Source organism: Shewanella aegiceratis (assembly GCF_019457495.1).
Lineage (GTDB): Bacteria > Pseudomonadota > Gammaproteobacteria > Enterobacterales > Shewanellaceae > Shewanella > Shewanella loihica.
Genome location: NZ_CP080416.1, coordinates 1,304,523 through 1,319,842 on the forward strand (window position 1 = coordinate 1,304,523; position 15,320 = coordinate 1,319,842).

At 56.9% G+C, this 15,320-nt stretch carries 7 protein-coding genes; 5 read left to right on the forward strand and 2 right to left on the reverse strand.

Features of this window, described 5'->3' with window-relative positions:
* The first annotated feature begins 10 nt into the window (after positions 1-10).
* Positions 11-3,133, forward strand: coding sequence for an efflux RND transporter permease subunit (locus K0H80_RS05810; RefSeq protein ID WP_220073394.1), 3,123 nt, complete (start codon positions 11-13; stop codon positions 3,131-3,133).
* 78 nt (positions 3,134-3,211) lie between these two features.
* On the opposite strand, the gene cspE is transcribed toward K0H80_RS05810, so the two are convergent.
* Positions 3,212-3,421, reverse strand: a complete 210-nt coding sequence (gene cspE, locus K0H80_RS05815) for a transcription antiterminator/RNA stability regulator CspE (RefSeq protein WP_011864967.1) — start codon at positions 3,419-3,421, stop codon at positions 3,212-3,214.
* A gap of 892 nt (positions 3,422-4,313) precedes the next feature.
* A complete protein-coding gene (gene yiaY, locus K0H80_RS05820; protein WP_220073395.1) occupies positions 4,314-5,462 on the reverse strand; it encodes an L-threonine dehydrogenase in 1,149 nt (382 codons plus the stop codon).
* A 515-nt stretch (positions 5,463-5,977) separates the two neighbouring features.
* Between yiaY and malQ the strand changes: the two genes are divergently transcribed.
* From malQ to K0H80_RS05840, 4 genes are read left to right on the forward strand one after another with little or no spacing between them, the layout of a single operon-like run.
* The gene (gene malQ / locus K0H80_RS05825; RefSeq protein ID WP_220073396.1) at positions 5,978-8,215 is read left to right on the forward strand and encodes a 4-alpha-glucanotransferase; all 2,238 of its coding nucleotides are present in this window, start codon (positions 5,978-5,980) and stop codon (positions 8,213-8,215) included.
* A gap of 47 nt (positions 8,216-8,262) precedes the next feature.
* Complete coding sequence (gene glgB, locus K0H80_RS05830; RefSeq protein WP_434086638.1) at positions 8,263-10,578, forward strand: 1,4-alpha-glucan branching protein GlgB; 2,316 nt, start codon at positions 8,263-8,265, stop codon at positions 10,576-10,578.
* Positions 10,569-12,770 (forward strand): glycogen debranching protein GlgX, encoded by a 2,202-nt coding sequence (gene glgX, locus K0H80_RS05835; RefSeq protein WP_220073397.1) that lies wholly within the window; start codon positions 10,569-10,571, stop codon positions 12,768-12,770. The genes glgB and glgX overlap by 10 nt, the downstream gene beginning before the upstream one ends.
* Positions 12,767-15,277: a glycogen/starch/alpha-glucan phosphorylase gene (locus tag K0H80_RS05840; protein ID WP_220073398.1), complete on the forward strand. Its 2,511-nt coding sequence runs from the start codon at positions 12,767-12,769 to the stop codon at positions 15,275-15,277. The genes glgX and K0H80_RS05840 overlap by 4 nt, the downstream gene beginning before the upstream one ends.
* Positions 15,278-15,320 lie beyond the last annotated feature (43 nt).

Genomic DNA, 15,320 nt, shown 5'->3' on the forward strand with positions numbered 1-15,320 from the left:
GGGGGTCATTATGATCAGTGAGTTTTTTATTCATAGGCCGAAATTTGCCTTCGTGATCTCAACCGTGCTGACCCTAGTGGGCTTGATCTCCATCCCCATCTTGTCGGTGGCCGAGTTTCCCGAAATTGCGCCGCCACAGGTGAGCGTCAGCACCAGCTATTCCGGGGCCAGCGCCGACATAGTCAAAGACACCATAGCCCAGCCCATCGAGGCGGAGGTTAACGGTGTCGAGGGGATGCTCTACATGCAGTCCAAGAGCGCCAACGACGGCAGCTACTCCCTCAACGTCACCTTCGATGTGGGCACAGACGCCGACATGGCCCAGGTGAAGGTACAAAACCGGGTGCAGCAGGCGATGCCCAGACTGCCCGAGGAGGTGAAACGCCAGGGGGTTAAGGTTGAGAAGCAAAGCCCTAACATCCTCATGGTGGTAAACCTGGTTTCTCCCAACGAGACCTTCGATTCCCTGTTTATTACCAACTATGCCGGCCTGAACGTCAAAGACGCCCTGGCGCGGCAGAATGGTGTCTCTAAGGTGCAGGTGATCGGCGCCCTGGATTACGCCATTCGTATCTGGCTGGATCCCAATCAGATGGCCAGCTTTGGCGTGACCGCCAGCGATGTGATCGCCGCCCTGAGAGAGCAAAATATTCAGGTGGCCGCCGGTCGTATCGGCGCCGCGCCGGTGGATCCCCAGCAGCAGTTTCAATATACCCTGCAGACCAAGGGACGTCTGAAAGACCCCGAGGAATTTGGCCGGGTGATGATCCGTGCCAATCCCGATGGCTCTAAGGTGATCGTTTCAGATGTCGCCCGGGTCGAGCTGGGCTCTCAGACCTATGATGCCCAGGGTAAGCTGAACAACAAACCCTCAGCCATCATCGCCATCTATCAGGCGCCGGACGCCAACGCCCTGGAGGTCGCCAAGGCGATCAAGGCCGAGATGGATACCCTCGCCAGCCGCTTCCCGGACGACCTCGAGTACAAGGTGCTCTATGACACCACAGAATTTGTCGAGACCTCGATAACCGAGGTGGTGCAGACCCTGTTTATCTCGGTCGCCCTGGTGGTGTTTGTGGTCTACATCTTCCTGCAGGATGCGCGCTCGACCCTAGTGCCGGGGATCGCCATTCCCGTCTCCTTGATAGGTACCTTCGCCTTCCTGCTGGCCTTCGGCATGAGCATCAATACCGTTTCCCTGTTCGCGCTTATTTTGGCTATTGGTATCGTGGTGGATGATGCCATTGTGGTGGTGGAGAACGTCACCCGCCTGATGGAAGATGAGGGGCTGTCGCCCACCGAGGCGACCTCTAAGGCGATGAAGGAGGTGACGGGCCCCGTTATCGCCACCACTTTGGTGCTGCTGGCGGTGTTTGCCCCCACGGCCGTGATGCCGGGGATCACAGGGCAGATGTATGCCCAGTTCTCTGTGACTATCTGTATCTCAGTGCTTATCTCCTCGGTCAACGCCCTGACCCTGAGTCCTGCCCTGTGCGCCTCCCTGTTAAAGCGGCCCAAGAAACATACCCATGGCTTCCACTACCTGTTTAACACCTACTTCGAGCGCTTTACCGGCGGCTATATGAAGCTGGTCTCCTCACTGGTGCGTAAGCTGGTGCTGGTGGGCGTGGCCTATGCTTGCCTGATCGGCGTCACCGGCGGCATCGCCAAGGTGTTGCCATCGGGCTTCGTGCCCATGGAGGATAAGAAGGCCTTCATGGTGGATATTCAGCTGCCAGATGGTGCCTCGCTTAACCGCACCGAAGAGGTGATGCGTAACCTGGTCAAGATGACGCTGGAAGAGCCTGGGGTGGAGAATGTGATCCATGCCAGTGGCTTCAGTATCCTGACCGGCTCGGTCTCCTCTAACGGCGGCCTGATGATCGTGACCCTGTCGACCTGGGAGGAGCGCGACTCGCCCGACATGGTGGAGGCGGCGATCGTCGCCAAGTTGCAGGCCAAGTATGCCGCCAATCCGTCGGTGAAGGCGATGGCCTTCTCGCTGCCACCTATCCCGGGGGTGGGGAGCGTCGGCGGTTTCGAGTTTGTGCTGCAGGACACCCAAGGGCGTTCGCCCCAGGAGCTGGCCTCTGTGATGCGGGCGCTTATCATGAAGGCCAACGGACAGCCTGAGATCGCCATGGCCTTTAGTAACTTCCGCGCCGACGTGCCGCAGATGTATGTGGATGTGGACAGAGACAAGGCTAAGGCGTTGGGGATCTCCTTAAATGAGATCTTCTCTACCATGCAGACCATGCTCGGCTCTATGTATGTCAACGATTTCAACCGCTTCGGTAAGGTGTTTAGGGTGATACTCCAGGCCGAAGGCGAGTTTCGAAATTCCGACAAAGATATCGCCAGCTTCTATGTGCGCTCGGCAAGTGGCGAGATGGTACCCCTGAGCACACTGGTGAAGGTGACGCCCATCCTGGGACCGGACGTGATGAACGCCTACAACATGTTCAGCTCGACCACCATCAACGGCTTCCCGGCACCGGGCTTTAGCTCGGGTGATGCCATCGCCGCCATGGAAAGGGCGGCAGCTGAAACCTTGCCGGCGGGCTACAAGTTTGAGTGGACGGGGCAGACCTACCAAGAGATCAAGGCGGGTAACCTGGCGCCGTTGATCTTCGCCCTGGCGTTGGTGTTTACCTATCTGTTCCTGGTGGCCCAGTACGAGAGTTGGAGCATTCCCTTCGCGGTCATGCTGGCGGTGCCTATTGCTATCCTGGGGGCCTTCCTCAACATCTTGTTGGTGGGGAGCGAGCTCAACCTCTACGCCCAGATAGGCCTAGTGCTCTTGATCGGTCTGGCCTGTAAGAACGCCATCCTGATCGTCGAGTTTGCCAAACAGCTGAGGGAAGAGGGCAAGAGTATTCTGGATGCGGCAGAAACCGCGGCGCGCCTGCGTTTTCGCGCCGTACTCATGACCGCCTTCTCCTTCCTGCTGGGGGTATTGCCTCTGGTGATTGCCACCGGCGCCGGCGCAGGAAGTCGTCGCGCCCTGGGGTATTCTGTATTCGGCGGCATGATGGCGGCGACTCTGGTGGGTACCCTGTTGGTGCCTGTGTTTTACGTCATCATGCAGAAGCTGCGTGAGCGCATGAAGGGTGAAGGCGCGACGAGCCAATAGTGAAAACTTGAGCTAAAGCTTAAAATCTGGGCACAAAAAAGGCGACTTCAAGTCGCCTTTTTTTATCGAACCGTTCGATTAAGCCGGAACTACGTTCGCTGCTTGCAAGCCTTTTTGACCTTGCTCGATATCGAAGGTGACCTTTTGGCCTTCGGCTAGCGTCTTGTATCCATCGGATACTATAGCGCGGAAATGCACGAACACATCAGCGCCGCCATTTGCCTGCTCGATGAAACCAAAACCTTTATCTTCGTTAAACCACTTAACGGTACCAGTTGTATTAGACATATTTGTCCCTTATTTAATTCATATAAAAATCCGCGACATTGCGGTATGCCGAGCCGTTGAATTATTGAGTATTACGATGAAGCTAAGGGAAAACTGAGGACAAAAATGGTGAAGATTTGACTAAGGTTTTGACTTTTACTTGATACTTTAAACTAATAACCCTGAACAACAGAGCCCGGCTAAGATAACACACTTTAGCCGTTTACCTAGGGGTTATTTTCGCCATCATGGAGGATATCTGTTGGGCAAAATTTATATGGCAGTGCTTTCATGGGCTTATGGGAATAAAAAAGTTACTGCCTCTTGAACACTTTTGTTTTTTCATTGGTCATTGTCACGGCCGAGTGGTCGTAGTCGAGTGGTCGAAGTCAAGTGATAGTGCGGAACATCAGGGAGAAGAAAAAGGCTCGCCGGCAATAGTTGCCGACGAGCCTTTTAGCTAGCTGAATCTTTGCAGGGAAAAAGCGAGCTGACACCATTTTATAACACATGTATCCGAAGGGACTAGTCCAAAAGTGTGACGCGAAAAGAGTATTTAGCTATTAGTGCTGGATTTTTATGATAAAAACTTCGAAAAGCCGGGTGTTTCTCCGTTAGATGAGTGATTTTGTTTGTATCACGGCCGTTTGCCGAGGCTTTGACTCGGGAGGCTTGATAAAAGTGACCTTGCTCGAGTAGAGGGGGGAAAGTTTCAAGCAGCCAACACATCTGATACATAAAGCTGATTGAGAGAAAGCGGTCTGGGCAAAGAGAGAAGTAATTGCCGAGCGGTGACAATACACGATTAAATCCTCTACAGGAGGTGGTTTAATGTTGGCAATAAAAAGGCCCACCAGAGGTGGGCCTTGGAATTTCTACTTGCAGGGAGAAATTCGAAACTTGCTAGGCTAGCCTATAGCGCGTTGGTGAAGATCTGACAGATCTCTTCGTGGGTCGCCTGTTTAGGGTTGGTTAGACCGCAGGCATCTTTCAGTGCGTTGTCGGCAAGCGTTGGAATATCTTCCGCCTTCACGCCCAGCTTGGTGAGGTTCTCTGGGATCTTCACCGCGACAGACAGCGCCTTGATCGCATCGATTGCGGCCGTTGCACCTTGCTCGTCAGTCATGGTGCTGACATCGACACCCATCGCCTTGGCAACATCTTTAAGACGCGGCGCGGCAACCTGCGCGTTGTAGGCCTGAACGTGTGGCAGTAGCAGGGCGTTACAGACGCCGTGTGGCAGGTCATAGAAACCGCCTAACTGGTGCGCCATGGCGTGTACATAACCCAGGCTGGCGTTGTTAAAGGCCATACCCGCCAGGAACTGAGCGTAAGCCATCTGATCGCGGGCCTCCAGGCTCTGACCGTTCTCAACCGCTTCCACCAGGTTACCCTTGATAAGCTCGATCGCCTTGATAGCGCAGGCATCTGTGATAGGGTTGGCGGCGATAGAGACATAGGCCTCGATGGCGTGTGTCAGGGCGTCCATACCTGTCGCGGCAGTCAGACCGGCAGGCTTGAGCAGCATCAGCTCGGGATCGTTCACCGACAGGATAGGTGTGGTGTGCTTGTCGACGATCGCCATCTTGATGTGACGGGCTTCGTCTGTGATGATGCAAAAACGTGTCATCTCACTGGCAGTACCGGCTGTGGTGTTGATGGCGACCAGCGGCAGTTGCGGCTTGGCCGACATATCCAGGCCTTCATAGTCCTTGATGTTGCCGCCGTTGGTGGCAACCAGGGCGATACCCTTGGCGCAGTCGTGTGGTGAGCCGCCGCCCAGAGATACCACGAAGTCACAATCATTCGCCTTGAGCAGCGCCAGACCCGCCTCGACATTGCCTACTGTTGGGTTAGGTTGCACGCCATCGAAGATAGTCGATGTGATGCCCGCCGTGCCAAACTTCTCGACGATCTGACCAACCAGGCCGATCTCTACTAGTGGCTTGTCGGTGACGATCAGCGCTCGCTGAAAGCCTAAGGTTTTAATATCACCAATTGCGTCGTCAACAGCATTTTGTCCCAATACGTTGACTGATGGGATAAAAAATTTAGCAGCCATAAAATCACCTTTTTTATGCTTAAAGTTAAAAGTTGTTATCTTTTCTGGTAACTAAAGTACCAACGCGGTTATCGCAAAGGTGTGATCTTCCTCATAATTAGCGGCTATCCAGTCGAAAGCATGGTAAAAACTTAGATCAATACGACTAAATTTGTAAATTTATGACAAATACGAAATTTGACTGATTTTCAATTTCGAAAATCTATCACGGCGACTTTCATAAGTTGAAATTGACTCGTTGAGGCCAAAGCACCCGATAATCAGCTGTTTGTTTTCTGTGCATCGAATTAGGTCGGCTGCACAATATTTGTGCAGGCTGATTTTCATCAATCGCCTGAGCCTCTAGTCACCTTGTCTGCCTCACCTCAAAAGCTAATTTTATAAATTGTTGATTTTTAAGTTTAAAAAGAGTTCATCTGATTGACATAAATCTGTCGTCAAGCTGTTACCTGTGCTTGGCATGTTTACTGCTCAAGGAAATAGGGCAGTTTGACTGACTAGCAGGGAAATGGGCGATGGGCTTAGAAAAGTTACTCTATTTGCAGGGCGTAGGCGCCAGCTATAGCGACTACTCGGGCCGCATGGTGCACCATAGCCAGGCCGAGCGCTTAGGGCTTCTCGCCTGTCTGCTGGCTAACTGCACTCAGCCCAAGTTTCATCTGGATGATCTCAGCCCAGATGGTTTCGTCGCCGCCAATGGTGAGGCGATTGAAAAGCGTAATTTCGACCTCGATGTCGCGCCCTGGCAACGCCCGTTGGCAACCTTTCAATTTGCTTGTCTGACTGAGCCAAGTTTTATCTTATCGCTGCCAGCCGAGATGCAGCCCGACCTTAGGGTGCGCATCCTCACCGAAGGCGGCACGCAACTAGAGATGAGCATACCTTTTGCTGCGCTGGAGCGGGTGGGCGACTATTATTGTGAGCCTCACCTTTATTACCGCTACCGGGTATCCATCGCGCCTTACCTGACTCAGGGCCACCCCCTCCCCATGGGCTATCACCAGCTGTCGGTGGGTTTCAGTAAAGGGCCCATTGATGGCAAGAGTAAACTCAATACCGTGGCCATCGACTGGCAAACCGAGGGCCATCACGGCACCTGGTTACTGGCGCCGCCCAAGGCCAAACAGCTACGGGAGACGGATAAACCCTGGGGGGTGAGTATCGCCCTCTATAGCCTGCGCAGCGACAGTCAGTGGGGCATAGGGGACTTTGGCGATCTGGGGGCTTTGATCGCCTGGCTCGGAGGTTATGGCTGCGACTTTATTCAGCTCAATCCGCTTCATGCCCTGGGGGACTCCTTCAATCTGGAAGAGGCCTATATCAGCCCCTACAGCCCGAGTGACAGACGCAGGCTTAATCCTCTCTATATTCATATCGAGTCTGTGCCTGAGGCCAATGAGATAGCGCCGCTGCTGCAAACTCTCGCCCTGGATCGCGAGCGTCTCAACCGTGACAACTGGCTCGATTACCCCAAGCTCACCCAGCTCAAGTATCGCCTCTTTGTCGCCCTCTATCAGGTGTTTAGCCGTGACGTGCTCGGTAGCGGTGGGGCGCGCGAGCAGGCCTTCATGCAGTTTGTGGCCCAGGAAGGGGAGGCGCTGAGCAGTTTCTGCCAGCTGGAGGCAGACAAGGCCCAAGCTCAGGGAGAGCAAATGGCCGCAGATCCCCAGTTGCACCGTTACTTGCAGTTTGTCGCCCATGAGCAGCTAATCGCCTGTCAGCATCAGGCGCTGGCGGCGGGCATGAGCATTGGCCTTATCGGCGACATGGCAGTTGGCGTGCGCGGCGATGGCGCCGAGGTGCATCACAATCGAGACGCCTATTGCCAGCAGGCCAGCATAGGTGCGCCGCCGGATGATTTTGCCCCTAAGGGGCAGAACTGGGGGCTGACACCGCCGGATCCTATCGCCATGGCCCAGTCGGGCTTTAGCCATTTTATTGCCCTTATCCGCAGCAACATGCGCTACTACGGCGCCCTCAGGCTAGATCATGTGATGGCGCTGCTGCGTCTCTGGTGGTGGCCGAGTGAGCCCCATGAGGCTCCCGGGGCCTATGTGTATTACCCCATAGACACGCTACTTGCGATCGTGCGCCTTGAGAGCATGCGCAGCAACTGTGTGGTGATCGGCGAAGATCTCGGCATAGTGCCGGATGAGGTGCGCGCCAAGCTCAGCGATGGCGGCATCTATGCCAACGAACTCTTCTACTTCTGCAGGCAGGGCGAGGCCTTCAAGTCGCCACAAGATCACAGGGCCGACAGCCTGATGATGCTGGCCAACCATGACGTACCTACGCTACTGGCCTGGTGGTCCCAGAGCGACCTGCATCTTAAGCGTCAACTGGAACTTCTCGAAAGTGACCAAGCGCTAGAGCAAGCCCTGGAGCGACGCGACGGCGAGCGCCAGCAGCTACTGGCCTGGCTCGAAGCCAATGGCGAAACCGCCTCGCTGGAGGAAGATTATCTGCTCCTGCTCAGCGCCTGGGTGACGGTGGCGGCACGTTCCCATTCGCGCCTGTTTAGCGTGCAGCTGGCGGATCTCTGCTGCGAGCGACACGGGGTCAACATCCCCGGCACCTGGCAGGAATATGCCAACTGGCAGCGACGACTGCCCTATAGCCTGACCAGTCTGAGACAGTCGCCCTCGATCAAGCGCCTGCTACGAAGCATCGTCGAGGGACGCAGCTCGGCCGAGGCCAGCGAGCAATTTTGCCGGGCAGGCGAGCATCTTCGTCAGCCTGTTTTCAGCCGATGACACAGCTATGACACTCCTATGAAACAGACAAGCAAAGGGATAACCAGATGACTAAGCAGATACCAGTGCAGACTCCTGCGCAGACACCTGTGATTGCGCCGACACCACTGATAGCGCCAAGTGAAATTGAAGCCCTGCTGGCTGCCGACTACGTGGATATCTTCGCCTTGTTGGGGATGCATGCCATCGAGATGGCTCCGGCGACTAAGTCTAGTAAGGGCATCAAGGAGGCTAAGGCGGTAAGCCTGGTCAAACGCCTGGTGGTGCGCTGTTTTCTGCCGGGGGCCGAGCGTGTCGAGCTGATCGCCAAGCAAGATGGTCGCAAGGTGGCCGAGCTGGAGAAGTGCCATGATGAGGGGATCTTCGCCGGGCTCGCCGGGCGGCGCATCAACCCCTTCGAGTATCGTCTGCGGGTGCATTATCCCTTCAGCGTCGAGGAGATAAACGACCCTTACCAATATGCCAGCCTGCTGAGTGATGAGGCGCTGTATCTCTACAGCGAGGGGCGTCAGGAGCAGGCCTATCGTTTCATGGGGGCTAACTGGCGTGAGGTCGATGGGGTGAGCGGCGTGCAGTTTTGTGTCTGGGCGCCCAATGCCAAGCGGGTCTCCTTGGTACACGATGCCATCGATTGGGACGGCAGACGTCAGGTGATGCGCCACCATCCGGCCAATGGCGTGTGGGAGATCTTCATCCCCTCGATGAAGGCGCTGACCCACTATAAATATGAGATTGTCACCCAGGAGGGAGAGCGAATCCTTAAGGCCGACCCCTTCGGCCGCGCCATGCAGGGCGCTCCGGGTAACGCCTCAATCGTACCGCCTCAACTTGACTATGCCTGGCAGGATAAGCGCTGGCTGGCGAAACGGGCCAAGCAGAGCTGGCACGAACAGCCCATCTCCATCTATGAGGTGCATCTTGGGTCTTGGCGTCGCCAGGGGGAAAACGGCGAGCAGTACCTCAGCTATAGCCAGCTTATCGATCAGCTGATCCCCTATGTGGTCGAGATGGGCTACACCCATCTGCAACTGATGCCCCTGTGCGAATATCCCTTCGACGGCTCCTGGGGCTATCAACCGGTCGGCCTGTTTGCGCCGACCCACAGATTCGGCCAGCCCCATGAGCTCAAGGCTTTCGTCGATGCCTGTCATCAGGCGGGCATAGGGGTGATCCTCGACTGGGTCGCGGCGCATTTCCCCAAGGATCCCCATGGGCTGACCCGCTTCGACGGCTCCTGCCTCTATGAACATGAAGATCCCCGTCAGGGAGAGCATCCAGATTGGGACACCCTTATCTATAACTATGGCCGCGGCGAGGTGCAGAGTTATCTGCTCAGCAACGCTCACTACTGGTTGCAGGAGTTTCATTTAGATGGCCTGCGCCTGGACGCAGTCTCCTCCATGCTCTATCTCGACTACAGCCGCGAGCCCCATCAGTGGCTGCCTAACGCCCATGGCGGGCGCGAAAATCTGGATGCCATCGCCTTCTTGCAAGATCTCAACACACGCCTCTACCAAGGCTTTCCCGGCATCATGATGATCGCCGAAGAGTCCACCGCCTGGCCCGGTGTCACCAAGCGGGTCGATGAGGGCGGCCTGGGCTTCGGCTTCAAATGGAACATGGGCTGGATGAACGACAGCCTGAGTTATATCGGTCGGGACCCCATCCATCGCAGCCATCATCATAACGAGCTGACCTTCAGCCTGATGTATTGCTTCACCGAGCAGTTCATCCTGTCGCTGAGCCATGACGAGGTGGTGCACGGCAAGGGCTCCTTGCTGCATAAGATCCCCGGCGACGACTGGCAGAAGTTTGCCACCCTGCGGGCCTATCTGGGCTTCATGTGGGGCCATCCGGGCAAGAAGCTGCTCTTCATGGGGGCGGATTTTGCCCAGCGTGACGAGTGGGATCATCAGCACAGCCTCGACTGGCACCTGCTGGCGTTCGAGCCCCACCAAGGGATGCAGCGCTGGGTGAAAGATCTCAACAACCTCTATCGTCAGAGCGTTGCCCTCTATGGCGACGATCACCACGGCGAGGGCTTTAGTTGGCTCGACTGCGACAACGCCAGCGCCGGCGTGCTGAGTTTTATCCGTCAGAGCGGCGACAAGCAGCTGATCTTTATCGTCAACATGACCCCAGAGGTTTACCGCGAGTTTCGCATCGGCCTGCCGCAGCCCGGGCGCTACCATGAGCGCCTCAACAGCGACAGCCACTACTATGGCGGCAGCGACGTGGGCAATCAGGGGGTTATCCACACCGAGCCAGAGGCCTATCAGGGCCAGGCTCAGAGTGCCTGCATCAGCGTGCCGCCGCTGGCCTGTCTGGTGCTGGAACTGGACGAGAGTGTGTCATGCGACTGACCCACGGTAAGCCTTATCCCTTGGGAGCAACCTTAGATAGCGAGGGGGTGAACTTCGCGCTGTTTTCCGCCCACGCCACTGCCGTCTACCTCTGTCTGTTTGACGAGGAGGATAGGGAGGTGTCCAGGCTGCGCCTCGAGCGTCAGTCCCAGCAGATCTGGCACGGCCATGTGTCTGGGCTCAGGGCGGGTTGCCGCTACGGCTACCGGGTCGATGGCCCCTATCAGCCCTTGATTGGCCACAGATTTAACGTCAACAAGCTGCTGCTCGACCCTTACGCCAGGCGCCTGAGCGGCGCCATCGAAGATCATAAATCCCACTACGGCTATCAGTTTGGTCATGAGCAGGAAGACTTAAGTTTTTGCGAGGCGGATAACGCCGAGCGGATGCCCAAGTGTGTGGTGGTAGATCTCGAAAACCTCAAGCCCATAACGCCCCTGGTGAATCCCTTCGATCAGAGTGACAGCCCGCTGTCCCTGCGCCGGAGTGTGATCTACGAGCTGCATGTGAAGGGCTTTAGCCAGCAAAATCCCGAGGTGGCCAGCGAGCATCGTGGCCGCTTCGCCGGCCTTGGCGACCCTGCCAGCCTGCAGCACCTGAAAAGCCTCGGGGTCACAGCCGTCGAGCTTCTGCCCGTGCAGCAGTTTGTTACCGAGGCCTTCCTGCAACAGAAGGGGCTGACCAACTACTGGGGCTATAACACCATAGGCTATTTCGCGCCCCATCAGGCCTACATAAGCGAGTCAATAAGCGAGTCAAATTGCGATGGAGCGATAGAGGAGTTTCGCGACATGGTCAGCGCTCTGCACGGCGCCGGCATAGAGGTGATCCTGGATGTGGTCTACAACCATAGCGCCGAGGGCAATCGTCTCGGGCCCACCTACAGCTTTAAGGGGATAGACAACCTCAGCTACTACCGTCTCCACCCCAGCGAGCCGCGCTACTACATCAACGATACCGGCTGTGGCAACACCCTCAACCTGTCCCATCCCAGAGTGTTGCAGTTGGTGATGGACTCGCTGCGCTACTGGGTCGAGGTGATGGGGGTCGATGGCTTCAGGTTCGATCTGGCTAGCACCCTGGGGCGGGAGGATCATGGCTTCGATGTGGGCTCTGGCTTCTTCGATGCCATCAGCCAGGATCCTGTTCTCAGCCGGGTGCGTCTCATAGCCGAGCCCTGGGACATAGGCCCTGGTGGCTATCAGCTGGGGCAGTTTCCCATAAGCTGGAGCGAGTGGAACGACAGGTATCGCGATACGGTTCGCCGTTTCTGGCGCGGCGATGCCGGCATGTTGCCCGAGTTCGCCACCCGTTTTCATGGCTCCAGCGATCTGTTCGAACACGCCGGGCGTAAACCCGCCGCCAGCATCAACTTTATCACCAGCCACGATGGCTTTACCCTGATGGATCTGGTGAGCTATCGCCACAAGCATAATCAGGCCAACGGCGAGCAGAATCGCGACGGCCACAACGAGAACTACAGCGACAACTATGGCCACGAGGGCCAGAGCGACGAGCTGGCGCTCACCGCGCTGCGTGCCCGCCAGTGCCGCAACATGCTCACCACACTGTTTATGTCTCAGGGGGTGCCCATGTTGCTGGCCGGCGACGAGGTGGGTCATAGCCAGCTGGGCAACAACAACGCCTATTGCCAGGACAACCCCGCCAGCTGGCTCGATTGGCGCAAGGATATCGACAGCGACGAACTGCTGAGTTTCACCACTAACCTCATCAAGCTGCGCCGCCGCTTCCCCATGCTGTGCCACAGAGACTATATCCACGAGAGCGCCAACCAGGCCTCCCCAGGCCTCGACTGGTTCTGTAGGCAGGGCGAGCCCATGACAAAGGCCCACTGGGGCGAGGCCCAGACCCGCACCCTGAGCCTGGTGATCAGCGGCGAGTTGGAGGCCCAGGCCGGGTGCCGTCAGGCGCTGCTGCTGATGTTTAATGCCGATAACAGAGCCCAACAATTCACCCTGCCGAGCCTCGAGGGGATAGTGCAGTGGCAGTGTCTGCTTAGTACCCAGGACAGCCCCCAGTATGGCGAGTCCGCCAGCTATCAGGCCTTGCTGCAGGGGGCCAGTCTGGTGCTGCAGGACCGTAGCCTGATGATATATTACGCCCAATTTACCTCAGCGCAAGAAGAGCCCTCAGCGAGAGAAATGCCCTCGGCAAAAGGAGAGTCTAGATGAGTTCGACAGCTAAGCCGGTGAAGTCCACTAAAACGAGTAAGACTAGCAGCAAGCCTGTGGTAAAGGTCGAAGCCAAGGCCGACAGCCTTATCTGCGATCCCTGTGAGACCCTGGGGGCCTGTTTCGAGCGTCATATCGACAAGAGCCTGACCCCCAAGGAGCGTGACGAGCAGGCGCTATTCTACGCCTTCTCCATGAGTGTGAAAGATCAGATGCTGCCCAAGTGGCGCGCCACCCGCCAGCTGGATCGCGACACGGGCAACAAGAAGGTCGCCTACCTGTCGCTGGAGTTCCTCATGGGGCGGGCCCTTGGCAATGCGCTGCTGAATCTGGATATGAACGACGAGAGCGCCCAAGTATTGAAAGACTATGCCGTGGCGCTGGAGATCCTGGAGGCTCAGGAGCATGACGCCGGACTGGGCAATGGCGGCCTGGGACGCCTAGCGGCTTGCTTCCTCGACAGCTGCGCCAGCCTGGATCTTAATGTCACTGGCTACGGCATAAGGTATGAGTACGGCATGTTCGCCCAGAAGCTGTGTGACGGCTATCAGGTGGAGCGCCCCGACCGCTGGCTCAGGGACGGCAATCCTTGGGAGGTGAGGGTGCCAAGCCATAACGTGACTGTGCCTTTCTTCGGTCATACCGAGTCCTATATCGACCGCGACGGTAAGCGCCAATACACCTGGGTAGAGACTCAGGATGTGCTGGCGGTGGCCTATGACATCCCTGTGCCCGGCTATCGTAACGAGCGGATCAACACCCTCAGGCTGTGGAAGTCTGAGGCCACCGACGATTTCGATCTCGAGGAGTTTAACCAGGGGGATTATACCGAGGCGGTGGCCCGCAAGAACCTGGCTGAGCAGATCACCATGGTGCTCTATCCCAATGACGCCAGCGAGAACGGCAAGGAGCTGAGGCTACGCCAGCAATATTTTCTTTCCTCTGCCAGCCTGCAGGATCTGCTCAATACCTGGGTGAGCCAGCGCGGCCCCGACTTTAGGGATTTTGCCCGCCAGCACGTGATGCAGCTTAACGACACTCACCCCAGCGTGGCGATCCCCGAGCTGATGCGCCTCTTGATGGACAAGTATGGTCTGTCCTGGGATCAAGCCTGGGATATCACCAGCCAGACCATGGCCTACACCAACCACACTCTGCTGCCCGAGGCGCTGGAGCGTTGGCCGGTGCGCATGTTCGCCCACATGCTGCCAAGGTTGCTGGATATCATCTATGAGATCAACGCCCGCTACCTGGATATGGTGGCTCACCATTGGCCGGGTGACGGTGACAAGCTGCGAGCCATGTCGATCATCGAAGAGGGCGATGAGCCCCATATCCGCATGGCTTACCTGGCGATCGTCGCCAGCTTCTCGGTGAACGGCGTCGCCGGGTTGCATACTCAGCTGCTGACCTCTGGCCTGTTCAGGGACTTCTACGCCCTCTGGCCCGAGAAGTTCAACAATAAGACCAATGGCGTGACGCCGAGACGCTGGCTGGCCCAGAGTAACCCCGCGCTGGCCAAGCTGCTGGGCAAGCGATTGGGTGAAGGCTGGGTAAAAGATCTTAGCCGTCTCAGCGCCCTCAATGCCTTCACCGATGACGAGGGGCTGCTCAAGGCCTGGCAGGAGGTCAAGCATGGCAACAAGCAACAGCTGGCCGAGCTGGTGGAGCAGGAGTGCGACGTTCGCTTCGACCCTAAGATGATGTTCGATGTGCAGGTGAAACGCATTCACGAATATAAGCGTCAGCTGCTCAATATCTTGCATGTGATCCACCTGTATCACCAGATCCAGCAGGGCAAACTCACGGATATCACCCCTAGGTGCGTGCTGATCGGCGGCAAGGCGGCCCCTGGCTATGCCATGGCCAAGCTGTTGATTAAGTTGGCAAACAATGTGGCCCACATGGTCAACTCGGATCCCCTGGTGACCCCATATCTGCGTTTCGCCTTCTACCCCAACTATAACGTCAGCGCCATGGAGCGTATCTGCCCGGCGACCGATCTCTCCGAGCAGATCTCTACCGCCGGCAAGGAGGCCTCGGGCACGGGCAACATGAAGTTTATGATGAATGGTGCCCTCACCATAGGCACCCTGGATGGCGCCAACATCGAGATGCTCGAAGAGGTGGGCGAGGATAACTTCTTCCTTTTCGGCCTGAGGGCCGACGAGGTGGAGGCTTTGAGGCCCCACTACGATCCCCAGCACTTTATCGCCAAGTCACAGGCGCTGACCGAGGTGATGAGCCTGCTGGAGAGTGGCCACTTTAACCTGCTGGAGCCGGGGATCTTCGACCCCATCATCAACAGCATACGTTGTCCTCGGGACCCCTGGATGACCGCCGCCGATTTCGAGTCTTACCGTCTCGCTCAGGTGCAGGCGGCCAAGGCCTACCGGGATCCCCACCATTGGACACAGATGAGCATACGCAATACCGCCGCCAGTGGTCGCTTCTCCAGCGATGTCACCATTGGTCAATATCGAGACGAGATCTGGGGGATAGCCTAATGACGTTTATCGAGCTAAGTCGGGCCGCCGCGGCGCCCAAGCA

Excerpts from the sequence above, each read along its gene's own strand:
- yiaY (WP_220073395.1), bottom strand. The coding sequence starts at position 5,462 with ATGGCTGCTAAATTTTTTATCCCATCAGTCAACGTATTGGGACAAAAT.
- K0H80_RS05810 (WP_220073394.1), top strand. The coding sequence starts at position 11 with ATGATCAGTGAGTTTTTTATTCATAGGCCGAAATTTGCCTTCGTGATC.
- glgX (WP_220073397.1), top strand. The coding sequence starts at position 10,569 with ATGCGACTGACCCACGGTAAGCCTTATCCCTTGGGAGCAACCTTAGAT.
- glgB (WP_434086638.1), top strand. The coding sequence starts at position 8,263 with ATGACTAAGCAGATACCAGTGCAGACTCCTGCGCAGACACCTGTGATT.
- cspE (WP_011864967.1), bottom strand. The coding sequence starts at position 3,421 with ATGTCTAATACAACTGGTACCGTTAAGTGGTTTAACGAAGATAAAGGT.
- malQ (WP_220073396.1), top strand. The coding sequence starts at position 5,978 with ATGGGCTTAGAAAAGTTACTCTATTTGCAGGGCGTAGGCGCCAGCTAT.
- K0H80_RS05840 (WP_220073398.1), top strand. The coding sequence starts at position 12,767 with ATGAGTTCGACAGCTAAGCCGGTGAAGTCCACTAAAACGAGTAAGACT.